The organism is bacterium (assembly GCA_024742285.1).
Classification (GTDB): domain Bacteria; phylum Myxococcota_A; class UBA9160; order UBA9160; family UBA4427; genus UBA4427.
On sequence record JANSYR010000005.1, the window covers coordinates 36,382 to 61,057 of the forward strand.

A 24,676-nucleotide genomic window follows, 5' to 3' on the forward strand; every position below is an offset into this window, starting at 1 on the left:
GCGGCAATGAAGGCGTGGCGAGTCGTCCGCAAGGGGCGTCCGAGCGAGGCCCTCTCCCTCGAGGACGTCGAGCCGACGGCCATGGAGGCGGGCGAGATCCGGGTCCGCGTGTCGGCCACCGCCTGCAATTTCAACGAGGTCGACGGCTGCTACGGCCGGTACAAGACCGTCGATCCGCCGCTTCCCTACACGCTCGGGATGGAAGCGGTCGGCGTGGTCACCGAGGTGGCGGAGGGGGTGCCCGCCGACTGGGTCGGCAGGCGGATGCTCGTCTGCGGGCGCGGTGCGATCGGCGCGCACGCGGAAGAGGTGGTCGGCCCAGCGGACATGGCGTTCCGGGCGCCGGACTCGCTCTCCGACTTCGAAGCTGCCGCCTTCTACTTTCCCTACCACGTCGCGAGCGCCTCGCTCCTCGAGCGGGGCCGGCTCGAGGCGGGCGAGACCGCGCTGATCCACGCCGGCGCCGGCGGCGTCGGGTCCGCCGCGATCCAGCTCGCGAAGGCGTGCGGGGCGACGGTGATCGCCACGGCGGGCAGCGAGGAGAAGCTGGCCTTCTGCCGGGAGCTCGGCGCCGACTTCGCCATCAACTATCGCGACGGCGACATCACCGAGGCGGTCTCGGACGCGACCCACGGGCGCGGCGTCGACGTCGCCTGCGATCTCGTCGGCGGTGAGATCACGACGCAGACGATGGGCGTGATGGCGTACGGGGGACGTCTGATGCTGACGGGCTTCTCGGGCGGGATCGACGCCGAGGACGAAGCGGGGCTCCTCCCGCGCCCGATCATCTTCGGCAACTTCTCCGTCGCGGGCGTACTCATGAGCTACGGCGATCCCGATGCCTTCGGGCTCGTGGGGATCCACATGATCCCCCGGGCGAGGGGGGAGGCGATGCACGAGCGACTCCTGTCGCTGCTCGAGAAGGGCGCGATCCGGCCGGTGGTCGGGCGCGAGGCGCGCTACACCGAGCTTCCCGCAGAGCTCGAGCGCCTGGAGCGCAGAGAGACGATGGGGCGGACCCTCCTCGACTGGTCGGCCTAGGCCCCCCTGGCTTCGCCCAGCTCCGCCTGGCCGGCGCGCCGGACGGGATCCGCCGCGCGGTGGATTGCCCGCGCGATGCCGTCGGAGCGCGTGCGGCTCGCGGAATCGGTCGATCGCGGTCGTTTCTGCCGTCCTTCTGCGCTCGATCGATGTGACGGTTCATCCGGGTTCCGTCTCTATTGACTCAACCTATTCCCCGATATGCCGATGGAATCTCTGATGGACTGCCGGCTGCACGAGCCCCGTGCGCCCGCTGGTCTGCTTCGTCGCGTGCTGCACGGACGGGAGAATCGTATGGCTTCGATCCACCTCCGCACCCTTCGTCGGGCCGCCTCGGTGACCACTCTGGCGCTGCTCTGCTTGCCTCTCGCGGTCAACGCGGGCGACGAGGACATCTTCTCGGCGCAGGTTCCCCCGAACGTGCTCCTGATGGTCGACAACTCGGGCTCGATGAACGCGGTCATGGAGCACCCCTCCTTCGACTCGACGACGTTCGCGTACAGCTGCGACATCATGCCGGACACCGGGAACTTCTCGACGACCGACTACGATCAGGACGGTCGCGCCACGCGCCTCGTCTGCCGGTCCTCGGGTTGTCGATTCGAGGTCCGATCGACGGACTCCGGATGGACGGCGACGGCGGATACGTCCGACGATCCGCAGAACGGCTACATCGAGCGTCGATACTGCGGCCAGACCCGACGGCTCTACACCGACGGCCTCAACGAGGACTACGGCAACCGGACCTGGTACTACTCCGAGTATGCCGAGTGGCTCTACTCGCTCGACGCGAGCGACAACACGACCCTGATCGGTCCCGTCGGCGAGGAACGGACCGCGCCGCAGATCCTCGCGGACATCGACGTGTCGAACAACGGCACGAACTACATCACCGGTGACACCTTCGCGAAGTTCCAGGTCACGCGGATCACGGCGGCCCGCGACATCGCCCGGGACGTGATCTACCAGACGAACAGCGACTGCCCCGCCTTCCTGGGCGATTGCGGAACCTACGAGGACCGCGTCCGCTTCGGTATCGCGCAGTTCCACCGAAACTCCCACGGCGGCTTCGTGCGCGCCGAAATCGACGCGTACAGTACGAACCGGACGCTGCTCGAGAATGCGATCACCTCGCTCGACGCCCAGACCGGCACGCCCCTCGGCGAGACGCTCTTCAAGCTCTACACGTACTTCATGCCCCGGGATCCCGCGGCGCAGCCGACCGGCAACAACTCGAGCCAGTTCCCCGGCTACCAGTACAATTTGACGAACGGCGACTACACGTCGACGACGTCGAGCCGCCCCGACGACCCGGTCACCGAGTCGTGCCAGAAGAACTTCATCATCATGATCACCGATGGTGAGCCCACGTCGGACAACTTCTCGACCAGCGGCAGCCACACGCAGGGCTTCTCCAGCTTCACCGGCCTGATCGGCGACTACGCGCCGGACGCCGTCGGCGACCCGGACATCGGCACCGACTCCACCCCGGAAGTCGGATCGCCGCCGTGGGGCAGCTCCGCGGGCTCAGGCTACCTGGACGACATCGCGCGCTGGATGCAGCTGAACGACTGTCGCCCGGACCACGACGGCCTGCAGAACGTCGACGTGTACACGGTCGGCTTCGGCACCCTCGGACCCGTCAACTCGCTCCTCGAGAAGACCGCGAACGAGGGCAACGGCCTCTTCTTCGCGGGCAACCAGGCGGAGACGCTCACGCAGGCCCTGGTCTCGTCGGTCCAGGACATCATCTCGAAGTCCCAGGGCTTCTCGGCGGCGACGGTTCCGGCGGCGCGTACGTCGGACGGTGGTCAGCTCTACACGACGCTCTTCCAGCCGACGAGCGTGCGGCCCTTCTGGCCCGGCAAGCTCCGGAGCTACACGATCACCGCGGCGGGCGAGATCCTCGACGCGAATGGGGCCTGTGCGCTCACGAACCTGACCGACCCGCCGAACTGCACGGGCGGTACCTTCGCAGACGAGGACACGGCGCCGCCGCACTGGAACGCCTCCAAGATGATGCCCGGCGCGAACGGCCGGAACCTCACGGTCTCGCTGTCTGGATCCGCGGCCACCTTCGACCACACGGTCACCGCGGCGGACCTCGGTGGATCGGGTGTGCTCGGGAACTACACCGACTATCCACCGGCTACGGGGGTCACCTCGGATGCCGACCTCGACGAGGCGGTCGTGGCGTTCGCGGCCGGTTGTGAGTGGGGCACCGGCCTCTCGGCGAGTGGCGGCGACGACTTCGGCGGCTGTGTCGATCGGACGCGCGTCGAATCCGGGACCACCCAGGCGGATCGCCTCGGCGACATCTTCCACTCGAACCCGGTCGTGATCGGCGCCCCGAACTCGTTCATCGCGGAGCCCAGCTACTACACGTTCTCGAACGACGTGACCAACGCGCGCCGCACGCGCGTGATCGTGGCGGGCGCGAACGACGGCTTCCTCCACGGCTTCCATGCGGGCACCTGGCGCTCCGCGACCGGCAAGCACGACGAGGGGACCGGCGAAGAGGTGTTCGGCTTCATGCCCTGGGGTGCGCGCGCCAAGATCGCGGATCTGGCCAAGGACGACGCGACGCTCCATCCGCTGAGCGTCGACGGCTCGCCGGCGGCGGCCGACGTGTGGATCGACAACGACTCCGATCCGACCAACGTCAAGGAAGCGAGTGAGTGGAAGACCATCCTCGTCTCGGGCATGCGTGAGGGCGGAGAGCACTACTTCGCGCTCGACATGACCGACCCGAGCTCGTCGAGCTATCCGGGCTACATGTGGGAGTTCCCGCTCGAGAGCGACGCGACCTGGCGGGCCCGCGTCGGGCAGACCTGGTCCCAGCCGATCATCACCCGCGTCCGACTCGAGAACGGCAGCGGCGAGATCGAGGAGACCTGGGTCGCGATCGTGGGCTTCGGCTACGACGCGACCAGCGATCCGAACGACGCTGCCCAGTACAACCCGCTCTCGCTCAAGGGGCGCGGGATCGCGATGATCGACGTCGAGACGGGGGATCCCGTCGCGGTCCGGAAGTTCGGGACCGCGACCGGCGACGTGAGCGACATGCTCTACGCGATCCCGTCGACGCCGGGCGTGCTCGACTACGACCAGGACGGCTTCGCCGATCTGATCTACGTCGGCGACCTGGGCGGCAACATCTGGAAGTGGGTCGTCCGGCCGGCCGGGACGGCGAGCCCGTCGGCTGCGCAGCTCTACCAGGCGAACTGGTCGTTCCGGAAGATGTTCGACGATGATCCGACGCGAACGGCGTGGGGCGTGCACCACCGGAGCTTCTTCTTCCCGCCGGCCGCCACCGTCGTGAACGGCATTCTCCACCTCGGTCTCGGCAGCGGCGAGCGGACGAACCTGAACTGCTCGTCCACCCGGGACGGCTGCGTCCTGCTGAACCGCTACTACGTGATCAAGGACCGGGACGTCTGGGACGGGTCGTCGCCGTCGATGCTCGACGGTCGCGCCGAGCCCGACGGAAACTTCACCGACGTGACCCTGGCCGAGGCCTCGTGTCCCGCGGTCGAGCCCGAGGGCTACTACTTCGACGTGGTGGACGGCGAGAAGTTCGTGACGAACAGCGAAGTCTTCAACGGCTTCTTCTTCTCCTCGACGTTCACGCCGGACCTCTCGAACGCCTGTGAGCCGGAGGGGCTGTCGACCCTCTACGGCCTGCTCGCCAAGTGCGGTCAGGGCTTCTTCGGCCCGCCGAGTCCGACCAGCCCGATCGCCGGCATCGACCGGACGGAGTCGCTCGGGCAGGGCATGCCGACCGACGCGCGTCTCTCGATCGCGCCGGGTGATGGCGGAAACCGCCTGATCATCAGCAAGCAGGACGGTGAGCTCATCAATCTCGAGGCGGGTGCCTCGGATTCGGAGCACGGCACGATGTACTGGCGCGAGCTCGACTGATCGGGCCCGTCGCCTCGTCTCGTTGGCCCGCGTGAATCGCGATCCTTCGCGTTCGCATCGGGTAGGAGGATCCAACATGAACGATCGAATCCGGTTCGCCCGGCTCGCGGCGCGGGCCGCGGCCGTCGCCCTCGCGACGCTCCTGCTCGCGCCGGTCGGCCTGGCCCAGGGACGCGCGGACGCGGACGTCCAGGAGGACGTCGTCTACGCCGTCAGCCCGGGATCGATGACGATCACCCTCGGCGACGTGGTCTACCGCGTCTCGGACAAGACCCGGCTCTTCGACGCCGAAGGCCGCCGCATCTCGCTCTCGGAGGTCACCCTCGACTCGATGGTCGAATTCACGGCGAAGCCCGCCGAGCAGAACCGCCCGCCGCGCCTGCGGCGTCTCCAGGTTCGCGAAGGCGACTTCGAGTAGAGCGTCACCCCGTGCTCCGCGTGCGTCAGCTCGGCAGATCGATCCGATAGAGCTTCGCCGCGTTGTCCTGGAAGATCTTGCGCTTGCGGGTCTCGCTCCAATCCGCGGAGATCTCGGCGATGTACTCCTGGACGTCGGGGTAGAGGCACGTCGGATGGGGGAAGTCCGTCTCGAAGAGGACGTTGTCCTCGCCGACGACGTCGATCAGGTGCTTCGGAGCCACCTTCTCGAACCAGAAGCAGCCCCAGAAGTGGTCCCGGAAGTACTCCGAGGGCTTCTTCCGTAGGGGGACCTCCTGTTGGGCGCCGGTCTCGCCCCACTCGTAGTCGATCGACTCGAGGACGAAGGGCATCCACCCGATCCCGCTCTCGACGGACACGACCTTCAGGTCCGGGCAGCGGTCGAAGATCCCGCTGTAGATCATGTTCGACATGACGCGGGAGTTCTCGACGAAGAGGGCGGCCGACCCGAGGGCGAGGCGGCGTCGCATGCCGTTCGACGCCCAGGCGGCTCGGCCGAACATGTTGAACGACGTCTCGCTCGCGCCGATGTGGAAGTTGATCGCCATGTCCGCGTCGTTGCAGGCCTCCCAGAAGGGGATCCATGCGTCGGCGCCGAGATCCGGGAGCCCGATCGAGTCGGGGTCGCTGCACATGACGATTCCGCGGAGTCCCATGTCCTTCGCGCGCTGAACCTCTTCGATGCTCTGCTCGATGTTCCACCAGGGCATGAGCGCCATCGGGAGCAGACGCTCGTCGCTCTCGACCTGGATCTCGCCCATCGCCTCGTTGTAGATCCGGGCGCAGGTGAGGCGGAGGTCGTCGTCGTCGACCTTCATGAATCGCTCGCTACCGAAGCCGGCGACGTTCGGATAGAGGATCTGTGCGTAGAGACCGAATTCGTCGAGGACCTCGACCCGCTGCTTCATGTCCCAGGACGCTTCGTGGACGTCCTCGATCTGCCAGCCGAAGAACTCCGTTCCGCGGGACTTCTGGCCGTTCTTGTTGATCACCGAGGCGGGGTTCGTCGTCGCGATCTCGACGCCGTCGACGACCCATCGGCGCTCCATGCCTTCTCCCTCCACGTGCGGCACGCGGCCCTTCAGGCTCGCCGGCGCTCGGGAGGTCCAGAGGTCGTGGGGCTCGGTGATGTGGGCATCGACGTCGATGATCGAGAGCGCTTCGGACAGGGCAGGGGCGGCCATGGTCTACCTCGCGTAGGCCCGGAATCGGGCGGGGCTTCGAAGATAGAGCCTTCGTCGCCGTCCGACAGGACCGCGATCCGGGCCTTCCTGTCGACGCGCGCGGCGCGTCCCAGGCCGTCCGGAACGGAGGCTAGGGCGCCGACTCGGCGCCGCAGGCGATCCCTGGTTCGAGGAGCCCACGCATCGCGTCGTGGGCGCGTCGGATCGCGACCTTGGCTCGCTGGCGCTCCATTCGGCTGAGGCAGGGCCCCTCGCTCTCGTCGACGTTGTGGATCGCCGCCCAGAAGCTCTTGTCGTAGGCGTCGATCTTGTGCATCGATCGCGCGTGGAGGTCGGGCAGCTCGATCTCGTGCCCGCCCCGTGCCGCGATGCGCGTACCGAGCTTCGCTTCCTCGTAGAGCTGGAAATCGCTGGCGCGTCCCTGGTTCCGGACGCTCACGAGCGTGACGGATCTCGGCAGCCGGTCGACGAGGGAGGCGAGCAGTCGGGCCGAGTCCTTGCCACCGTCGATCACGTACCAGTACCAGACGTCGTGCCCCATCCGTTCGAGGAGCTCGAGCACCTCGCCGGCGTCGAGCCAGGTCTCGAGGGCGCGCTCGGTGCGTGAGGCGAGGTCGACAACGACCTCGCGCGCGCCTTCCTCGATGCCGTCGACGATCCGGTCGAGCTCTTCCATCCGGTCGACGTCGAGGGGCTGCGCGTATCCCGCGTAGTGACGGACGAGCGCGCCGTGGGAGAGGTCGGTGTCGAAGGCTTCGAACTCGACGGCGCGATCGATCCAGTACTGGATGAGCAGCCGGGCGAGCACGGACTTGCCGACGCCTCCCTTCTCTCCGCCCACGAAATGTACCCGTCCCATGTCCTTCCTCCGCACTTCGACAGCAACCGGCGACCGACGACGCAGCGTACGTTCGAAGCCGTCTCGGGCGCCAGCTGAAATCGGCGATCCTCCCCGCGGAATGGGGTCGCCCCGAGGGAGGTGGGCGATCTTCAGCAAGAATGACGCCGAATCGGCCCGTTCGGCGCAACTCCTTCAGCGGAAGGCGCGCGCAGCCGCTACATCTCTGCAAGTAGAAGGAGCAGGAGAGCCCGGTGTCGATTCGAGTCGCCCTTCATCATCGCACGACCTACCGCTACGAGCGTCCCGCGACGCTCGGTCCGCAGGTCGTGCGTCTTCGTCCGGCCCCCCACAACCGGACGCCGATCCACCGCTACTCGCTCGAGATCAAGCCGGGAGAACACTTCCTCAACTGGCAGCAGGACGTGTTCGGCAACTACATGGCGCGCCTCGTCGTCCCGAAGCCGACCGGCGTCTTCGAGGTCGAGGTGGACCTCGTCGCCGACCTCGAGGCCTACAGCCCCTTCGACTACTTCCTCGAAGAGAGCTGCCATGAGTGGCCCTTCCCGTACGGGGACGAGTGGGGCAACGACCTGGAGCCCTTCCTGGCGACGCTGCCGCTGACCCCGCGGCTCGAGGCGTTCATCGCGTCCCTGGATTCGCGCTCGCGGGATACGAACGACTTCCTCGTCGAGACGAATCTCGCGGTCCACCGCGCCGTCGACTACGTGATCCGCATGGAGCCCGGCGTCCAGACGCCCGAAGAGACGCTCGCGCTCGGGCGCGGCTCGTGTCGCGACTCGGCCTGGCTCCTCGTCCAGGTCCTGCGAAGGCTCGGCATCGCCGCGCGATTCGTGTCCGGATATCTCATCCAGCTCGTCGCGGATCAGAAGCCCGTCGACGGCCCGGCCGGACCGAGCGCCGACTTCACCGACCTGCACGCCTGGTGCGAGTGCTTCATTCCGGGCGCCGGATGGATCGGCCTGGATCCCACGTCGGGCCTGCTCGCCGCCGAGGGCCACATCCCGCTCTCGGCGACGCCGAGTCCCGCCTCTTCGGCGCCGATCTCGGGTCTCGTCGAGGACGTCGACTGCGAGTTCGACTTCGACATGAGCGTGATGCGCGTCGTCGACCGCGCGCGGGTGACCAAGCCCTATGGCGACCGCGAGTGGCAGCGGATCCTCGCCCTCGGCGACGCCGTGGACACGAAGCTCGGGTCCCAGGACGTTCGCCTGAGCGTCGGCGGCGAGCCGACGTTCGTCAGTACGGAGCGTCCGGACGACGACGAGTGGAACACCGCAGCTCTCGGCGACCACAAGGCAGCGGTGGCGGATCGGCTCACGCGACGTCTGATGAAGCTCTGGTCCCCCGGCGGCGTGATCCACCACGGTCAGGGGAAGTGGTATCCCGGTGAGCAGCTGCCGCGTTGGGCCTACGCGTGTTATTCGCGGACCGACGGAGTCCCGCTCTGGCGCGACGAGCGGCTGCTCGCGGAGTCCGGGAAGGACTACGGACACGACCACGAGGATGCGGGCCGGTTCCTGGAGACCCTGGCCGGGATGCTCGGGCTCGAAGAGCACGGCGGAATGGAGGCTTTCGAGGACGTCTGGTACTACCTGTGGCGCGAGCGGCGTCTTCCCACCAACGTCGATCCCTTCGAGAGTCGCCTCGACGACGAGATGGAGCGGGCGCGCCTCGCCCGTGTGTTCGGGCAGGGGCTCGACCAGGTCGTCGGATGGGTGCTGCCGCTCGAGCACGCCGGGAGCTGGCGGAGCGGTTCCTGGTTCCTGCGAAGCGAACGCTGCTACCTCCATCCGGGCGACTCGCCGATGGGCTTCCGGCTGCCCGTCGACTCGATCCCGTGGATCGCGGAGTCGGATCGGGCTCCGGGCTTTCCCCTCGACCCCTTCGCGCCCCGCGACGCGCTTCCGGGGCCGTTCGACGCCGACCGCGAGGTTCGCATGCAGGCGGCCCGTGGGCCGGTCGGGCTGCGCATGCAGGAACACTTCGGCGGAACGGGGCGGGGCGTGTCCGGCGCCGGAATCCCCCCATCCTCCCAACGCTCCGCCCTCGACATCGTACGAAGCGCCCTCTGCGTCGAGCCGCGGGACGGTCAGCTCAAGGTATTCCTGCCGCCCCTCGAGCGGCTCGAACACTTCGTCGATCTCATCGACGCGATCGAGCACACGGCGGCGAAGGAAGACCTCCCCGTCCAGCTCGAGGGTTACCCCGCGCCGCGGGACCCGAGGCTCCGGGAGTGGAAGGTCACTCCGGACCCCGGCGTCATCGAGGTGAACGTGCCGCCCACGAGCGGCTGGCGGGAGGCCGTCCAGCAGAGCGAGGAGCTCTACGACGCGGCCCGCCACGAGAAGCTGGCCGCCGAGAAGTTCGAGGTCGACGGCGCCCACATCGGCTCGGGCGGCGGCAACCACGTCGTGCTCGGCTCACTCGAGGCCGAGGACAGTCCGTTCCTCCGTCGCCCCGACCTGCTCGCGAGCCTCGTGCGCTGTTGGCACAACCATCCCTCGCTCTCGTACCTCTTCTCGGGACGCTTCATCGGACCGACCTCCCAGGCGCCGCGGGTCGACGAGGCGCGCGACGACTCGGTGCACGAGCTGGAGCTCGCCCTCGGACAGATCCCGCGTCCGGGCGCGACGATCACCCCCTGGCTCGTCGATCGCGTGATGCGCAACGTCCTGATCGACGTCACCGGCAACACCCACCGCACCGAGTTCTGCATCGACAAGCTCTACTCCCCCGACGGTCCGACCGGCCGCCTCGGACTCCTCGAGCTGCGCGCGTTCGAGATGCCACCCCACGAGCGGATGAGCGCCGTCCAGCAGCTCCTCGTCCGCTCCCTGATCGCGCGCTTCTGGGACGAGCCGAACGAACGGCCGCTGATCCACTGGGGGACGGGCGTGCACGATCAGTTCATGCTGCCCCACTGGGTCGAGAAGGACTTCGGCGAGGTGCTGGCCGACCTCCGGCGATCGGGCTTCGAGATCGACGATCGCTGGTTCGAGCCCCACTTCGAGTTCCGCTTCCCGCATCTGGGCGAGCTGAACCTCGACACGATGCGCCTCGAGCTTCGCGGGGCGCTCGAGCCCTGGCACGTACTCGGCGAGGAAGTCACCGCCTCCGGACAGGCGCGCTACGTCGACTCCTCGGTCGAGCGGCTGCAGGTGAAGGCCTTCGGCTTCGCGCCGGAGCGCTACCGCGTCGTCTGCAACGGGCACGTCATGCCGATGAAGCCGACGGGGACGAACGGCGAGTACGTCGCGGGCGTGCGCTATCGCGCGTGGCAGCCGCCGCACTGCCTCCACCCCCGCATTCCGGTCCACTCCCCGCTCCACTTCGATTTCTACGACACCTGGAATCAGCGGAGCATCGCGGGCTGCACCTATCACGTCGTCCACCCCGGAGGACGGGCTTCGGAGGTCCGGCCGGTCAACGCAGCTGCGGCGGAGAGTCGAAGGCTCGCGCGCTTCGCGCAGCTCGGTCATCGACAGGGCGAATACGAGCCGGTCGAGATCGCGCCGCATCCGCGATTCCCGAACACCCTCGATCTTCGTTGGAGCGTGGGGGCGGAGCGCTGAGGGCCGACCGGATCGGGCGGGCTCGCGCCGCCACCGATCAGTCCTCGGGCTCGAGGCGCTCGACGCGCACGTCGACCGAGAGCGTCTCGATTCCGCCGCCGCGGTAGATCGTGCCCGTGGTGGGTGCGGCGTCGCGATAGTTGCGGCCGCAGGCGACCTTGACGTGGTCGGCGCTGGCGAGGCAGCCGTTGGTCGGGTCGAGTCCGACCCAGCCGGTCCAGGGCAGGAAGACTTCCGCCCACGCGTGGGACGCGTCGGACTGGATCTTGTTCTCGTAGCTCCCGCCCGTGTAGATGTATCCGACCCGGTAGCGCGCCGGGACGCCGAGGAGGCGGGCGATGCAGATCAGGACGTTGGCGAAGTCCTGGCATACGCCCTTGCGCGTCGCGTAGACCTGGAAGGGCGTCGTCTCGACGGTCGTCGCCCCGGGCACGTAGGTGAAGTCGCGGTAGATCGTGCGGTTCATGTCGAGGAGCGTCTCGACGAGGTCGTAGTCGTTCCGCTCGACGAAGCTCATCGCGAAGTCCGAAAGCTCCCGGAGCTCCGGCTCGGGCAGCTCCGGCGGCATCAGGTAGGCCTGCATCATCTGGCGCTGCCAGGGCATCCAGACGAGAGGGATCTGATCCCGCCGCAGGGGCGTCTTGAGGTGGGACGCGATGATGCCCTCGACGTGGACGGTCGCGCGGCTCGTGATCACCATCTCCGTGTAGGGCTTCGCGACCTCGAGCTGACGCGTGAGGTTCCCGAAGACGTCCTCGTACTCGCGCGCGACGGCGTCGACGTTGACTTCGAGCTCGTAGTCGAGGATGTGCTGGTGCTCGTCGCGCACGGGTCGGAGACAGAAACGGTGGCTGCTCCGTTCGACCTCTTCGGAGTAGGTGAACCGGGTCTCGTGGACGATGCTCAACGTGGCGGAGGGCGTGTCGGAAGACTCGATGGGAGAGAGATCCGGTGCGGGGTCCGCGACGAAGGCCTGCTGCTGCTGCGAAGACCCGGGGACGAGGGCGTCCTCGAGGTTCAGGGCCGCCACCTTGGGCTGGCCGATCCTCGTGAAGTTGTGCTCGTCGATCCCGACCGGATGGCTGCTCCAGACCGTCTGGGCCCCGCGGACGACGCGCAGCTCCGACGCCTCGAGCGGGGTCCAGCGCGAGCCGCGCATGGGCAGGGTCGACAGCGCGAGCACCGTTCGCGAGGCGTCGAGGGGGCCGTCGTGGCCGATCCGGAACGCTCGCCCGTCGAGGGTCTGGTGCTCGTGCGGCGGGACGCGGCGCGTCCAGTAGAGCGGCACGCGATCCTGCTCGTCGCGGTAGGCGACGAGATCGATGCCGTCGGTGAAAATGAAGCTTGCCGGCCCGAACTGATTGACCTTCCGGAAGGCGTCGAGGAGCAGGCGCCACCCGAATTCGTCGATCGTCTTCGCGCCGGCCGCGCGCATCTCGGCGATCAGCCAGCAGAAGGCGTGCTCGGCGGGAGAGGCGCCGACGGGGGCGATGTCGAAGGCTTCCTCGTCGAGGGCGAGGTCGACCTTGATCGTCGGGTCGAGCGAACCGACGAAGCTGAGCAGCCAGTTGCGGCCCGCATAGGACTTGGTGAATGGCTGACCGTCGTCCGCGTTCGAGGCCTCGTCGCGAAAGCCGTCGGCCAGGCCCAGCATCAGGCTGGTGGTCGGGTCGCCCCACTGGTCGAGAAAGTGCGCGAGCGACGTGCCCGCAGGCAGGTCGTCGTCGCGGACGATCGAGATCGAGCGGTGGTTGTCGGCATACCAGCCCACGCCCCAGCGTTGCGGGAGGAGATCCGCCTGTCCGTCCCGTTGACCACGCAGCGCGACCGATGGAGACGTCGGTCCATCGAAGGAGAGAGCGATCTGTTCAGCGCGTGACCACGTCGCGTTCGACACGGCGGGAGGATATCGAATCCGCGGACCCTGGGCATTCGGCCGCGCACCTGGCGAGGGGCGCGGCCGAATGCCCAGGGTCCGCGGGGTCCGCGTCCCGTCCGACGAGTCTCGCGATGCACGGGCGGGCACGAGAGTGCGCACCCGGATGCACGCTCGGCGTGGAAACGCGGGAACTCGCCTCGGAACGCGATAGATTGTGAGCATGGCCTCCTCGGACCGATCCAGACCGGCGCACGCGGGCAGGGCGCTCTTCGATGGATACGCGCCCCTCGAAGACACCTGGGACGAGTTCTACGCCCGCGAAGGCTCCGATGGGATCCGACGCGCCGCGCGGCCCGTCGCAGATCACCTGAACGCGCTGAGCCGCGCCGACTTCCGCCGGCTCAAGCGACTGGCCGACGAGACCTTTCTGCGCAGCGGGATCACCTTCACGCTCTACGACAAGAAGGGCTCGACGGAGCGCATCTTTCCCTTCGACCTGATTCCGCGGGTGATCGACGAGCGGGAATGGAAGCAAGTCGAGAAGGGCATCGTCCAGCGCATCCGCGCACTCAACTGTTTCCTCGCGGACGTCTATGGCGATCAGCGGATCCTGGAAGAGGGCGTGGTTCCGCGCTTCCTCGTGGAGGGCTCCAAGGCGTTCCGACCCGAGCTGATGGGCGTCCGCCCGCCGAAGGACGTCTGGGTCCACATCGCCGGGATCGACCTGATCCGCGACGGCGAAGGGCGGTTCGTCGTCCTCGAGGACAACCTCCGGGTGCCCTCCGGCGTGTCCTACGTGCTCGAGAATCGCGAGACGATGAAGAAGACCTATCCGGAGGTCTTCCACGATTCGAGGGTGGCGGCGGTCGAGAGCTACCCGCACAAGCTGCGTGAGGCGATGAACGCCGTAGCGCCCGGGGAGGGCGGACGCAAGCGAATGGTCGTGCTGACCCCGGGGCCCTACAACTCCGCCTACTTCGAGCACAGCTACCTGGCCCGCCGGATCGGGTGTGCCTTGGTTCAGGGCAGCGATCTCTTCGTCGACAACGATCGTGTGTACGCGCGTACGACCAACGGCCCCACGCCCATCGACGCGATCTACCGCCGCGTGGACGACGAGTTCCTCGATCCGAAGGTCTTCCGCTCGGACAGTCTCATGGGCGTCGAGGGTCTGATCGGCGCCTGGGCCGCCGGCAACGTCGCGATCGTGAACGCCGTCGGAAACGGGGTCGCCGACGACAAGGGGATCTATCCCTTCGTTCCGGACATGATCCGCTTCTATCTCGACGAGGACATCCTCCTTCCGCAGGTGGAGACCCGCGTCTGTGCGCGGGACGACGACTGCCGGCAGGTGCTCGACCGGCTCGACGAGTACGTGGTCAAGTCCGTGAACGAGGCTGGCGGCTACGGGATGTTGATGGGTCCGTCGGCCTCGAAGCGCGAGCTCAAGGAGTTCCGGAAGCGGATCGAAGCGGATCCGCGCAACTTCATCGCGCAGCCCCGGATCGAGCTCTCGAGCTGTCCGACCTGGACGTCCAAGGGCGTCGAGCCCCGACGCGTCGATCTCCGTCCCTTCGCGATCACCGGCGACGACACCTGGGTCCTACCCGGCGGACTCACGCGAGTCGCCCTTCGGAAGGGCTCCTACGTCGTGAACTCGAGCCAGGGAGGCGGCTCGAAGGACACCTGGGTCGTGGGGACCGGTCGATGATCTCTCGTGTCGCGGAGTCCTGCTTCTGGCTGACGCGCTACCTCGAGCGGATCGACACCTGGTCGCGGGTGCTCGACGTGAACTCGTCCTTCCGGCTGGACATCCCGCAGGCGACGCCGGATCGCTGGCGGCCGCTGGTGATCGTGCTCGGGCAGCAGGCGGACTTCCTGGAACGTTTCGGCGAGGACATGATCGAGGATGCAGAGGTCGTCCAGCGCTACCTCGTCTGGGACGCGGAGAACCCCTGCTCGATCCTGAGCTCTGCTCGTGCGGTTCGCGAGAACGCCCGGACCACCCGCGAGGTGATCAGCGTCGAGATGTGGGAGCTCGTCAACGAGTTCTGGCTCTGGCTGAATGGCCGCTCCGCCCGGCGGCTCTACGACCGCGACCGGGACGCGTTCTACGCCCGCGTGAACAGCCACTGCTTGATGTTCCACGGCACCTGCTACAGCACGATGCTGCACGACACGCCGTACTCCTTCATCGTCCTGGGCCGCGCCGTCGAGCGCGCGGGCCAGATCGCCCGTGTCCTCGACGTCCACCACCACGCCCTCGGCGAGCGCGACGGGAGCTCTGCGGCGGATGCGGAGCAGTGGATCGCGATCCTCCGCTCCTGCGCCGCCTACGAGCCCTTCTTCAAGCACACGTCGAGCGTCCTGACCGGGGCGGCGGTCGCCGAATTCATGCTCTTCGACCGGACCTTCCCGCGCTCGGTCATACACAACCTCGATCGGACCGGGGCCCTCCTGCATACGCTGCTCGCGCAGCGGCCCGCGGCGCTCCCGCCGGCCTCGCTGAACGCCTACGAGCGGGTCACCGGATCGCTTGCCCAGATGGACCTGGAGGACGTCTTCGAGTTGGGCCTGCACGAGACGCTGACGATGATCGTGGACGGGATCACCGACCTCTGCGGCGCCATCGAAGCCGACTTCTTTCCCGCGATCGACGCGGTCGCACCGATCGGTCGCCGGGTGGAGACGCGCACGGCCGCGGTCGAAGACGAAGCAAGTCCCGCACCGCCCGCGCTCAACGCTTGAGAACGCCCGGCCGAGGACGTCGTGGTCCGTGTGCCTTTCGCGTTCCCGTCGGACGCGAGCCGGCGCCGCCGCGGCTCAGTCGTGTGATCGCGTCGCCGTCCTCTTCGAGACGAACATCGAGCCCGAGGTGCGGAAGACGAGCTGCCCGTCCTCGTTCACGAGGGAATCCTCGAGGGTGACGATCCCGACGTCCGGGCGTGATTTCGATTCGCGTGCCGCCACGTAGCGGCGCGTCAGTCGGACCCGCGACCCCGCGTAGACCGGCGCGACCAGGTCGAAACCGTCGCCGCCGAGTCCGGCGGCCATCGCGATCGTGCCCGGGAGGTCGTGAGTCAGGCGAGTCGAGATCGAGAAGATGTGGGACGCGCAGGCGGCGATCCGCCCGAAGACGGACGCCGCCGCAGCCTCGTCGTCGAGGTGATGCGGGTACGGGTCCCAGCGCGCGGCGAACGCGATCACTTCCTCGCGTTCGACGTCGAACCAGCCGCTCCGCAACTCGCTGTCGACCTCGATGTCCTCGAAGAAGATCGTGGGCTCGTGACTCTCCACGCCCGGGCCGTCCGCGTCAGCTCTTCGGCGGGTGGCCGATCATCGCGTCGGCGCCGATCGCCGGCTCGATGAAGCTCCCGAAATTCGGTCCGCGGCGGAGCGCGTGGCCGCCATCGACGTTGATCGAGCAGCCCGTGACCCAGCGCGACTCCTGCCCGATCAGGTATCGAGCGAGATGGGCAACGTCCTCCGATTCGCCGACGCCGTCCATCGGCGTGTTCTCGATGTAGGACGTGTACACGTCCGATTCTCGCGGGACGCCCTCCATGATCTCCGTCGCGATGAAGCCCGGGCGGATCGAGTTGAAGCGGATGTGGCTCGGGCCGAACTCGTCGGCGGCGTTCATCATCATCTGCTCGATGCCCGCCTTGCCGACGCAGTAGGCGCCGAAGTACGGGTGGGTCACCTGCCCGGCGATCGACGACATGCCGACGAAGGAGCCGCCGCCCGCCTTGACCATGTACGGGACGGAGTGCTTCACGCAGAGCATCGTGCCGAGCACGTTCAGGTGGAGCACGCGGATGAACTCGTCGGTGTCCTGGAGGTGATAGGGGCCCATGCCGCCGCCCCCGCCCGCGTTCGCGACGACGCCGTCGAGCTCGCCGGTCGGCTCCGCGGCCTTCGCCATGATCCGCTGGACGTCGTCCTCGTTGGTGACGTCGCCGCTGGTCAGCTGGACCGTGCCGCCCTTGCCCGTCGCGGCGGCCGCTGCCGCGATCTTCTTCGCCGCGTCCTCGAGCTTCGACTCCGTCCGGCCACAGATCGTCACTGCGGCACCGTCCTGGGCGAGGCGCAGGGCACAAGCGGCCCCGATCCCGGTTCCGCCGCCGGTCACCAGCACCGCCATGCCTTCGAGCCCACCGCCCGGAATCGATCCCTTCAGCTTCTGTTCGGCCATCTCGTCTCTCCTGCGCGAACCGATGGAGTCGTCGCGCGTGAATTCGTCCCGGATCGTCTCGTGCGATCGACCGGCGAGTCTACCTCGCTGATCGGCGGCCGCAGGCCACTTCGAGGCACCTCACGTGTGCTCGAGTCGGCGCTCCAGGGGAGCCCCGTCCGGGAGGCGCCGCGTCGGATCGGCTGCGTTACCGTCGGGCTCCCGGCCGGCGCGGCGAACGCGCGCGGGCTCCATCCCCAGATGATCAAGGAAACCACACGATGTCGATCCGATTGACCGTCCAGCTCCCCATCAAGGAAGGCGAAGCCGACGCCTTCGAAGCCGCTGCCGGCCCCGCTCTCGCCCAGGTGAAGGCGGAGGACAAGGGCTGCGAGATGTACGACCTGTTCCGCAGCGTCGACGACCCGACCCGCTACGTGATGGTCGAGAGCTGGGCGAGCGAGGAAGACCTCGAGGCCCACAAGACGTCTGCCGCGATGGGAGAGGTCGGCAAGGCGATCGGCGGCTTCATCGCCGGCGCGCCCGTGATGCACCAGTACGAAGCCTGATCGCCTCAGTCGCGAAGAGCGCCAGGAGAATCAAGATGGCTGCAGACGCACCCTGCTACATGGTCGCGAACTTCCACGTCCACGATGCCGAGAAGTACCGGGTCTACGAGAAGGGCTTCTTCCCGATCCTGAAGAAGCACGGCGGATCCTTCCACACCTTCGACGACAACTCCGAGACCCTCGAAGGGGACGACGGACGTTCGGGCCGGATCGTGATCTTCCAGTTCCCGAGCGAAGAGGCCGCACGGGCCTGGTGGGCCGATCCGGACTATCAGGCACTCTCCGAGCACCGCCGCGCGGGCACCGACATGAAGTTCCTGCAGCTCGTACATGGACTCCCGCCGCGGGAGTAGCCGCGACGGGTCGCGACTCTGCGGACCGAATCGAACGGGCCGGCTTCCCCTACGGGAGTCGGCCCGTTTCGCGTCGGGCGCCGAGCCTACGAGAGATACGTGTGGGCGAGCAGCTCGTAGGAGCGTCGCCGAACCTCGAAGTCGAAACAGATCGTCACGATGCCCAGCAGATCCGTCGCGTATTTCTCCGAAATCGCATCCAGCTCCGCTGCGACCTCGTCGGGATTGCCGACCGTCGCGCGCATGCCCGAGTGCTCGAGGAAGCGTTCCTCTTCGGGCGTGAAGACGTGCTCCGAGGCTTCTTCCGGCGAGACGATGCCGGAGCGTTCCTGGTTCCGGGCCATCTGGATCCGGCCGACCTTCATGCTGAGCGCGTGCCACTCGGCTTCCTCGGTCGTATCGGCACAGAGCACCTGGACGGCGACGTGGACCCGGGGCTCGGAGAGCTGCGGGGAGGGGCGGAACTCGCGTCGATAGAGCTCGACGATGTCGGGGCCCTGGGCAGAGTTGCCGAAGAAGTGGGCGAAGCTGAACGGGAGCCCGCGCGCGGCGGCGAGGCGGGCGGAGTCGACTCCGCTTCCGAGGAGCCACACCTCCGGCACGTGCTCGGTCGGCGGGCCCGCGCGGAGCGTATGGAACGGGTGGTCCGCCGGGAGCGAGTCCCCCAGGTAGCCGATCAGGTCGTCCACCTGCTCCGGGTACGCACGGACGTCGATCGGGTTCGACGGGTAGGACATCGCGATCATCGTGCGCTGGTCCCCGCCCGGAGCGCGGCCCAGGCCGAGATCGATCCGTCCCGGGAAGAGCGTCTCCAGCATGCGGAAGTTCTCGGCGACCTTGAAGGCCGAGTAGTGGGGCAGCATCACGCCGCCGCTCCCGATCCGCATCGTGCTCGTCGCGGCGCCGATCTGCCCGATCAGGATCTCCGGGCTGGTGCTGGCGATGCCGGCGATGTTGTGGTGCTCGGCGACCCAGAAGCGCTCGAAGCCCATCGCCTCGCAGGCCACCGCGAGCTCGATCGTTTCGCGCAGGGCGTCCGCGCCGGATCCGCCTTTGCGGACCGGGGATTGCTCGACGACGGTCAGGGTGAGGTCTCTCGGCACCGAGGCACGATAGGGGATCGGGTCGGGCCGGACACGGGCGTGATAGCATCGAGTGTCGGGACCGGTTCCCGAGGAGAACACCGATGCGCGCAGCCTGCTTCCAGGAATCCGGCCAGCCCCTCGAGATCCGCGACGTCCCCGACCCCGAGCCGGGTGCGGACGAGGTTCTACTCGCGGTCAAGGGCTGCGGCATCTGCGGCTCGGATCTCCATGTGACGGAGCTCGGCGGTGCGGTGCCCGCCGGTGCGGTCATGGGCCACGAGTTCGCCGGGGAGATCGTCGCGGTCGGCAAGGATGCGAAGAGTCCCGATGGGCCCTGGAAGGTCGGCGATCGGGTCTGCACGATGCCAGGCATCAGCTGTGGTACGTGCGTGCGCTGCGTCTCGGGCGACGTGATGGGCTGCGCGAATCTCCGCATGACCGGATTCGGTGACGTCGGCGGCGGCTACGCCGAGTACGCGATCGGGGCGGCGGCGCTCACCTTCCGACTGCCCGACAACGTGGCGAGCGCCGACGGCGCGACGGTCGAGCCGCTCGCCGTCGGTCTGCACGCCGTCGAGAAGGTCGGTCTCGAGCTCGGCGAAGACGTCCTGATCGTGGGCGCAGGTCCCGTCGGACTCGCCTGCGCGATCTGGGCGAAGCTGCTCGGCGCGCGCGAAGTCGTCGTGAGCGACTACGCGGCCCATCGCCGCGATCTCGCGCTCGCCTACGGTGCGACCGCCGCGATCGATCCGGCGCAGCAGGAGCTCGGTCCGGCCTACGAGCGGATCACCGGTCGCGCACCGAGTCTCGCCTTCGAGTGTGTCGGTCGACCGGACGTCGTGAGCGCGATCTCCCTGGTGATGGAGCGGGGAGGGCGCATCATGTCGGCGGGCATGTGCATGGCGCCCGACACGTTCATGCCGCTGGTCTTCGGCACGAAGGAGCTGTCGATGCACTTCGCGTCGTACTACACGCACCAGAACTACCAGCTGACCGTCGACATGCTCGCCGCCGAACGGATCGATCCGCTGCCGATGATCACCGATCGGATCGGTCTCGACGCGCTGCCCGAGGCGTTCGAGGCACTCCGCAAGCCGTCGAACGAGTGCAAGGTCGTCGTCCAGCCCTGATCGAGGTACGCGTGCGGGAGCGCGCGGTTCGATGGCGGACGGTCGTGCGGAAGCGCTAGGCGTGGGCGGCCTCGGCGGAGAGCGTCGCGATGATCGACTGGATGTGGCGCTCGACGGCGAGCTGGGCCTCGTCCCCGTCGCCGATGCAGATCGCCTCGATGATCGCGATGTGCTCGGCCAGGGACTGCTCGGGGCGCTCCGGGATCGAAGAGAGCCGGTCCGGGTGGCCACGGGACTGGTTGCGGAGTGTCTCGACGAGACCCCGCGCGACGCGGTGGCGGCCGATCTGACTGACGCGCTCGTGGAGCTCGCGTCCGAGGCTCGCGAAGCGAGTGGACTCCCGGCGCTCGACCGCATCGCGCATTCCCGGGATCAGGGCGCGCAACGCCTCGCGCTCCAGGTCCGTGGCTTCCTCCGCCGCGTGTCGCGCCATCAGGCCTTCGAGGGCCGCACGCGCTTCATAGACCTCGATCGCCTCGGCGACGGTGATCGCGCGGACCGTGGCGCCGCGGTTCGCCTCGCGCACGACCAGGCCTTCCTTGTCGAGCTCGACGATCGCCGAGCGGATCGCCGCGCGGCCGACGCCGTAGCGGTCCGTCAGCTGGAGCTCGATCAACCGGGTACCGGGGGCGAGGCTCCCCTCGAGGATGTCGTCGCGGAGACGATCGGTGATGCTGGGCTTCGGGGGGTGGGAGGGCATACGGGCTCCGGATCCGACGCTGCGGATTGTATACGATTGCATCGCCACGCCCGCGAATCCCGAGGTCCTCATGCACGCATCGACGACGTCGCCGGAACCGTCCGGCTTCCATGCGCACGTCTACTTCCGGAGCGAGAGCGAGCGTGCGCGGGCGCTGGCGCTCCGGGCGGTGATCGGCCGGCGGTTTCGCGACGTCACGCTCGGTCGTGTACACGACCGCCCGATCGGGCCGCATCCGATCCCGATGTATCAGGTCGCCTTCTCTCCCGACGACTTCGCCGCCTTCGTCCCCTTCCTGATGCTGGAACGGAAGGGGCTTGCGGTGCTCGTCCATCCCCTGACGGGAGATCCGCTCGCCGAGCACACCGAGCAGGCCTGCTGGCTGGGATCGCCGATCCCGCTTCGACTGGAAGTGTTCGAGGCGCTCGCCGGCAAGGCTGCGCCCGCGGAAGGCGGCGAAGGGAAGTGAGGCGCCGTCAGGCGTCGATGTACTCGACGCGATCGTCGATCGACTGCCGGCGTCCCTTCGGCCAGATGCCGGCCTCGGCCGGATGGCCCAGGTAGAAGATGCCCAGGCAGCGATCCTTCTCTCCGAGGCCGAGGTAGGCGTTCATCTCGGGCTTGTAGAGGAAGGGCGGCGTCGACCAGAAGGCGCCGAGGCCGCGGGCGGTCGCGGTCAGGTGCATGTTCTGCACCGCGCAGGCGACGGCCTCGATCTCCTCGAGCTCCCGGATCTTCTCGATCTTCTGGCGCTCCATGCAGACGAGGATCACGACGGGCGCGCGCTTCGGCATCTCGCGCAGCTTGTCCGCCTTCCCCTCCTTCTGGTCCTCGGGCGGGATCGCCGTCAGGTAGAGGTTCGCGAGATCCTCCGCGAGCTGGCTCCGGGCCTCGCCGCGGTAGACGCGGAAACGCCAGGGCTGGGTCATGCCGTGGGTCGGCGCCCAGTTCGCGTTCTCGAGGATCGCCTGCAGGTCTTCTTGGGCGACCGGCGCGTCGCTCATCATCGGAGGCTTGATCGTACGGCGGGAGCGAATGATCTCGTCGAGGGCGGTCGGTTCCACGGTCGGCCTTTCCAGTCGGTCGCGTCGGGGGAAGAGTGCGGTCGGTACGCGGGACCGGAGTCTAGCGGGGAATCCGGCGGGGACGGCGCCGAAGCGTCGAAGGCGCGGTCCGATCGGTCTTGCGCCGCGGGCCCGATCGGGCACCGTTTCGCGGCGACCGAGGCGGACGGAGAGGGGCGCGGCGATGTCGACCGATGGCGACGAGAAGACGGCGGGGATCCCGGGCTGGCTCGAGGTCGCGTGCTCGCGTGCGGTGGTCCGACGCGCTCTCGTGTTCTTCTTCTTCGTGGGCGGCATCCTGATCGCGATCAACCACGGGGACGCGCTCGTCCGAGGCGACGTCGATGGAAATCGCGTCGTCAAGATGGTGCTCACGCCGCTCGTCCCGTACATGGTCTCCACGATCTCGAGCGTCGGAGCGATCCGGAACGGCGCGCGCGAACGTCTCCAGCACGACCGCCGCTTCCACGCCGACGACTGAGCCGAGGCCGTCGGGCACGTCGGAGGGGGGCGCCCGGGGGCGTCTCCAGGCGCCCCGCATGCGCCGCGAGCCGACCCCGGGAGCCCGTCCCTGGGTTAGACTCCGGGGCCCATCATCCGGACCCGAGAGCCGAGGGAGCCCCATGAGCAAGACGGAATACGACGTCATCGAAGCGGACGACGTCTCGAACTGGTCGACGGAAGCCGCCGCCGCCGATGTCGTGATCATCGGCCTCGGCTGCGCCGGTGTCTGCGCCGCGATCGAGGCACGCGAAGCCGGGGCGGACGTGCTGGTCTTCGAGCGCGCGAGTGGCGGCGGCGGGGTGACGTCCATGGCGGCGGGCCACGTCTATCTCGGTGGCGGCACGCGGGTCCAGAAGGCGGTCGGCGTCGAGGACACCGTCGAGGACATGTTCACCTACCTGATGATGAACACCCCGGAGCCCGACGAGGAGAAGATCCGGCTCTACTGCGAGGAGTCCGTCGATCACTTCGACTGGCTGGTCGATCGCGGCGTGCCCTTCAACGACACCATGTACAAGGGCAAGCACGTCATGCAGATGACGGACGAGTGCCTGATCTGGTCGGGAAACGAAGAGGTCTATCCGTTTCGCGAGAAGGCGAAGCCCGCGCCCCGCGGCCACAAGGTCGCGCAGGTGGGCGAGGGCGGCGGCGCCCTCATGATGGAGAAGCTGGTCGCGAAGGCGGGCGACCTCGGCGTGCGCTTCGTCTACGACGCGCACGTCCACCAGCTGGTTCGCGAGAACGGGAAGATCGCCGGCGTGACCTACCGCGTCTTCGGCGAGGACAAGGGCAGCGTCCGGGCGGACAAGGCCGTGATCCTCGCGGCGGGCCAGTTCACCGAGAACGACGAGATGCTCGAGGAATACCTGCCGGAGCTGCTCGTCGATGGCTACACGCGACAATTCACGCCGAACGACGACGGGGCCGGGCATCAGCTCGGCAAGGCCGCCGGCGGCGTCCTCAAGCACATGGACGGTGCCCTGGTGACCGCCGCGTTCTACCCGCCGGAGAGCCACATCAAGGGCATCCTGGTGAACCAGGAGGGCCAGCGGTACTGCGCCGAGGACTCCTACCACTCCCGCTCCAGTCTCATCACGACCCAGCAGACCGACCGCAAGGGCTGGTTGATCCTGGACGAGGCGACCTATCAGCCCGATCCGCCGGCGTGGGGCGCCTATCCGCTCGTCGATGCCTTCGAGTCGATCGAGGAAATGGAGCAGGCGCTCGGCATGCCCGAGGGCGCGCTCCAGAAGACGGTCGCGAGCTACAACGAGCATGCAGCGAAGGGCGAAGACCCTGACTTCCACAAGAAGGACAAGTGGCTTCAGCCCCTGGACCAGGCGCCCTATGCCGCGCTCGACGCGTCGGTCGGTGCGGCGACCTACATGAGCTTCACGCTCGGCGGACTCGACGTGACGATCGACGGCGAAGTCAGGACCGCGGACGGCGCGACCGTCCCCGGGCTCTTCGCGATCGGCGGATGCGCGTCGAACATCGCCCAGGACGGGACGGGGTACTCGAGCGGCACGTGCATCGGAGAAAGTACTTTCTTCGGAAGACGCGCCGGCAGAGCCGCCGCGTCTTCGTGAGCTGAAGGCTCTCTTCGGAAGACGTACCGGCAGAGCCGCCGCGCGGGGCTGAAATCGATTTTCGATTCCGGTTCGTTCGACTTTCGGTTCGAGATCTCTATGCTTCGCGCACCAAGGGGAGACGAATCCATGCAGGGCGATCCGGAAGTCATCGAAGCACTCAACGACGTGTTGACCGCCGAGCTCACGGCGATCAATCAGTACTTCATCCATCACAAGATGTGCGAGAACTGGGGCTACAAGGTCCTCTCGGCGAAGAAGTACGAGGAATCGATCGAAGAGATGAAGCACGCCGACAAGGTGATCGCGCGGATTCTCTTCTACGACGGCGTTCCCAACATGCAGCGGATGAACCCGGTCCGTGTCGGGGAGACGGCGATCGAGCAACACGAGCTCGATCTCGCCCTCGAGCTCGAGGCGATCAAGCGTCTGAACGACGGGATCGCCCTCTGTCGCGACAAGGGCGACAACGGAACCCGCGAGCTCCTCGACCACATCCTCCAGGAAGAGGAGGAGTCGGTCGACTGGCACGAAGCCCAGCTCCACCTCGTCAAGGAGATCGGCAAGGAGCGCTACCTCGCCGAGATGATCCACGACGAAGGCTAGGGGAC

The 24,676-nt window shown here is 67.9% G+C and carries 21 protein-coding genes; 13 read left to right on the plus strand and 8 right to left on the minus strand.

Translation table 11 applies throughout. The features are described 5' to 3' along the window. Positions 1–6 precede the first annotated feature (6 nt). The 3 genes from NXI30_11060 to NXI30_11070 all read left to right on the plus strand — a co-directional run bounded on the left by NXI30_11060 (position 7) and on the right by NXI30_11070 (position 5,380). On the plus strand, positions 7–1,041 hold the full coding sequence (locus tag NXI30_11060) for a zinc-binding dehydrogenase (GenBank protein MCR9094745.1): 1,035 nt from the start codon (positions 7–9) through the stop codon (positions 1,039–1,041). Positions 1,042–1,335: 294 nt separating this feature from the next. Next, positions 1,336–4,962 carry a PilC/PilY family type IV pilus protein gene (locus NXI30_11065; GenBank protein MCR9094746.1) on the plus strand — a complete coding sequence of 1,209 codons (3,627 nt, stop codon included), beginning with the start codon at positions 1,336–1,338 and terminating at the stop codon, positions 4,960–4,962. A gap of 76 nt (positions 4,963–5,038) precedes the next feature. After that, the gene (locus NXI30_11070) at positions 5,039–5,380 is read left to right on the plus strand and encodes a hypothetical protein (GenBank protein MCR9094747.1); all 342 of its coding nucleotides are present in this window, start codon (positions 5,039–5,041) and stop codon (positions 5,378–5,380) included. Positions 5,381–5,405: 25 nt separating this feature from the next. Here NXI30_11070 and NXI30_11075 read toward each other — a convergent pair whose 3' ends face one another. Together NXI30_11075 and NXI30_11080 are read right to left on the minus strand one after the other, a co-directional pair. After that, on the minus strand, positions 5,406–6,584 hold the full coding sequence (locus tag NXI30_11075) for an amidohydrolase (protein MCR9094748.1): 1,179 nt from the start codon (positions 6,582–6,584) through the stop codon (positions 5,406–5,408). A gap of 130 nt (positions 6,585–6,714) precedes the next feature. Next, positions 6,715–7,443 carry a mobilization protein gene (locus tag NXI30_11080; protein ID MCR9094749.1) on the minus strand — a complete coding sequence of 243 codons (729 nt, stop codon included), beginning with the start codon at positions 7,441–7,443 and terminating at the stop codon, positions 6,715–6,717. Between the two features lie 233 nt (positions 7,444–7,676). Here NXI30_11080 and NXI30_11085 point away from each other — a divergent pair, with 233 nt between their 5' ends. Continuing rightward, the gene (locus NXI30_11085) at positions 7,677–11,018 is read left to right on the plus strand and encodes a transglutaminase family protein (protein MCR9094750.1); all 3,342 of its coding nucleotides are present in this window, start codon (positions 7,677–7,679) and stop codon (positions 11,016–11,018) included. Positions 11,019–11,055: 37 nt separating this feature from the next. Here NXI30_11085 and NXI30_11090 read toward each other — a convergent pair whose 3' ends face one another. Next, positions 11,056–12,915 carry a class II glutamine amidotransferase gene (locus tag NXI30_11090; protein ID MCR9094751.1) on the minus strand — a complete coding sequence of 620 codons (1,860 nt, stop codon included), beginning with the start codon at positions 12,913–12,915 and terminating at the stop codon, positions 11,056–11,058. A 202-nt stretch (positions 12,916–13,117) separates the two neighbouring features. On the opposite strand from NXI30_11090, the gene NXI30_11095 reads away from it, so the two are divergent. After that, positions 13,118–14,608, plus strand: coding sequence for a circularly permuted type 2 ATP-grasp protein (locus NXI30_11095; protein ID MCR9094752.1), 1,491 nt, complete (start codon positions 13,118–13,120; stop codon positions 14,606–14,608). Beyond that, a complete protein-coding gene (locus tag NXI30_11100) occupies positions 14,605–15,645 on the plus strand; it encodes an alpha-E domain-containing protein (GenBank protein MCR9094753.1) in 1,041 nt (346 codons plus the stop codon). The genes NXI30_11095 and NXI30_11100 overlap by 4 nt, the downstream gene beginning before the upstream one ends. Positions 15,646–15,720: 75 nt before the next feature. Here the strand turns inward: NXI30_11100 and NXI30_11105 are convergent, their stop codons facing one another. Together NXI30_11105 and NXI30_11110 are read right to left on the minus strand one after the other, a co-directional pair. Then, entirely contained in the window at positions 15,721–16,194 is a 474-nt protein-coding gene (locus NXI30_11105; GenBank protein ID MCR9094754.1) for a MaoC/PaaZ C-terminal domain-containing protein, read from the minus strand. 16 nt (positions 16,195–16,210) lie between these two features. Then, complete coding sequence (locus NXI30_11110) at positions 16,211–17,092, minus strand: SDR family oxidoreductase (GenBank protein ID MCR9094755.1); 882 nt, start codon at positions 17,090–17,092, stop codon at positions 16,211–16,213. A gap of 260 nt (positions 17,093–17,352) precedes the next feature. Between NXI30_11110 and NXI30_11115 the strand changes: the two genes are divergently transcribed. Continuing rightward, positions 17,353–17,640, plus strand: coding sequence for an antibiotic biosynthesis monooxygenase (locus NXI30_11115; protein MCR9094756.1), 288 nt, complete (start codon positions 17,353–17,355; stop codon positions 17,638–17,640). A 35-nt stretch (positions 17,641–17,675) separates the two neighbouring features. Further along, positions 17,676–17,993, plus strand: coding sequence for a DUF1330 domain-containing protein (locus NXI30_11120; GenBank protein ID MCR9094757.1), 318 nt, complete (start codon positions 17,676–17,678; stop codon positions 17,991–17,993). Positions 17,994–18,079: 86 nt separating this feature from the next. On the opposite strand, the gene NXI30_11125 is transcribed toward NXI30_11120, so the two are convergent. After that, positions 18,080–19,096, minus strand: coding sequence for an LLM class flavin-dependent oxidoreductase (locus NXI30_11125; GenBank protein ID MCR9094758.1), 1,017 nt, complete (start codon positions 19,094–19,096; stop codon positions 18,080–18,082). Positions 19,097–19,179: 83 nt separating this feature from the next. On the opposite strand from NXI30_11125, the gene NXI30_11130 reads away from it, so the two are divergent. Then, entirely contained in the window at positions 19,180–20,208 is a 1,029-nt protein-coding gene (locus tag NXI30_11130; protein MCR9094759.1) for an alcohol dehydrogenase catalytic domain-containing protein, read from the plus strand. A gap of 55 nt (positions 20,209–20,263) precedes the next feature. Here NXI30_11130 and NXI30_11135 read toward each other — a convergent pair whose 3' ends face one another. Beyond that, positions 20,264–20,908: a GntR family transcriptional regulator gene (locus tag NXI30_11135; protein MCR9094760.1), complete on the minus strand. Its 645-nt coding sequence runs from the start codon at positions 20,906–20,908 to the stop codon at positions 20,264–20,266. A gap of 70 nt (positions 20,909–20,978) precedes the next feature. On the opposite strand from NXI30_11135, the gene NXI30_11140 reads away from it, so the two are divergent. Beyond that, positions 20,979–21,377: a DOPA 4,5-dioxygenase family protein gene (locus tag NXI30_11140; GenBank protein ID MCR9094761.1), complete on the plus strand. Its 399-nt coding sequence runs from the start codon at positions 20,979–20,981 to the stop codon at positions 21,375–21,377. Positions 21,378–21,384: 7 nt separating this feature from the next. Here NXI30_11140 and NXI30_11145 read toward each other — a convergent pair whose 3' ends face one another. Next, positions 21,385–21,972 carry a nitroreductase gene (locus NXI30_11145; GenBank protein ID MCR9094762.1) on the minus strand — a complete coding sequence of 196 codons (588 nt, stop codon included), beginning with the start codon at positions 21,970–21,972 and terminating at the stop codon, positions 21,385–21,387. Between the two features lie 184 nt (positions 21,973–22,156). On the opposite strand from NXI30_11145, the gene nrtS reads away from it, so the two are divergent. The 3 genes from nrtS (at position 22,157) to bfr (ending at position 24,671) form a co-directional block, all read left to right on the plus strand. Continuing rightward, complete coding sequence (nrtS, locus tag NXI30_11150; protein ID MCR9094763.1) at positions 22,157–22,453, plus strand: nitrate/nitrite transporter NrtS; 297 nt, start codon at positions 22,157–22,159, stop codon at positions 22,451–22,453. A gap of 142 nt (positions 22,454–22,595) precedes the next feature. Beyond that, the gene (locus NXI30_11155; GenBank protein ID MCR9094764.1) at positions 22,596–24,065 is read left to right on the plus strand and encodes an FAD-binding protein; all 1,470 of its coding nucleotides are present in this window, start codon (positions 22,596–22,598) and stop codon (positions 24,063–24,065) included. A 129-nt stretch (positions 24,066–24,194) separates the two neighbouring features. Further along, positions 24,195–24,671, plus strand: coding sequence for a bacterioferritin (bfr, locus tag NXI30_11160; protein ID MCR9094765.1), 477 nt, complete (start codon positions 24,195–24,197; stop codon positions 24,669–24,671). The last annotated feature ends 5 nt before the right edge of the window (positions 24,672–24,676 follow it).

Coding starts and splice junctions, on each gene's coding strand:
- NXI30_11060 (MCR9094745.1), top strand. CDS start 7: ATGAAGGCGTGGCGAGTCGTCCGCAAGGGGCGTCCGAGCGAGGCCCTC.
- NXI30_11065 (MCR9094746.1), top strand. CDS start 1,336: ATGGCTTCGATCCACCTCCGCACCCTTCGTCGGGCCGCCTCGGTGACC.
- NXI30_11070 (MCR9094747.1), top strand. CDS start 5,039: ATGAACGATCGAATCCGGTTCGCCCGGCTCGCGGCGCGGGCCGCGGCC.
- NXI30_11075 (MCR9094748.1), bottom strand. CDS start 6,584: ATGGCCGCCCCTGCCCTGTCCGAAGCGCTCTCGATCATCGACGTCGAT.
- NXI30_11080 (MCR9094749.1), bottom strand. CDS start 7,443: ATGGGACGGGTACATTTCGTGGGCGGAGAGAAGGGAGGCGTCGGCAAG.
- NXI30_11095 (MCR9094752.1), top strand. CDS start 13,118: ATGGCCTCCTCGGACCGATCCAGACCGGCGCACGCGGGCAGGGCGCTC.
- NXI30_11100 (MCR9094753.1), top strand. CDS start 14,605: ATGATCTCTCGTGTCGCGGAGTCCTGCTTCTGGCTGACGCGCTACCTC.
- NXI30_11110 (MCR9094755.1), bottom strand. CDS start 17,092: ATGGCCGAACAGAAGCTGAAGGGATCGATTCCGGGCGGTGGGCTCGAA.
- NXI30_11115 (MCR9094756.1), top strand. CDS start 17,353: ATGTCGATCCGATTGACCGTCCAGCTCCCCATCAAGGAAGGCGAAGCC.
- NXI30_11120 (MCR9094757.1), top strand. CDS start 17,676: ATGGCTGCAGACGCACCCTGCTACATGGTCGCGAACTTCCACGTCCAC.
- NXI30_11130 (MCR9094759.1), top strand. CDS start 19,180: ATGCGCGCAGCCTGCTTCCAGGAATCCGGCCAGCCCCTCGAGATCCGC.
- NXI30_11135 (MCR9094760.1), bottom strand. CDS start 20,908: ATGCCCTCCCACCCCCCGAAGCCCAGCATCACCGATCGTCTCCGCGAC.
- NXI30_11140 (MCR9094761.1), top strand. CDS start 20,979: ATGCACGCATCGACGACGTCGCCGGAACCGTCCGGCTTCCATGCGCAC.
- nrtS (MCR9094763.1), top strand. CDS start 22,157: ATGTCGACCGATGGCGACGAGAAGACGGCGGGGATCCCGGGCTGGCTC.
- NXI30_11155 (MCR9094764.1), top strand. CDS start 22,596: ATGAGCAAGACGGAATACGACGTCATCGAAGCGGACGACGTCTCGAAC.
- bfr (MCR9094765.1), top strand. CDS start 24,195: ATGCAGGGCGATCCGGAAGTCATCGAAGCACTCAACGACGTGTTGACC.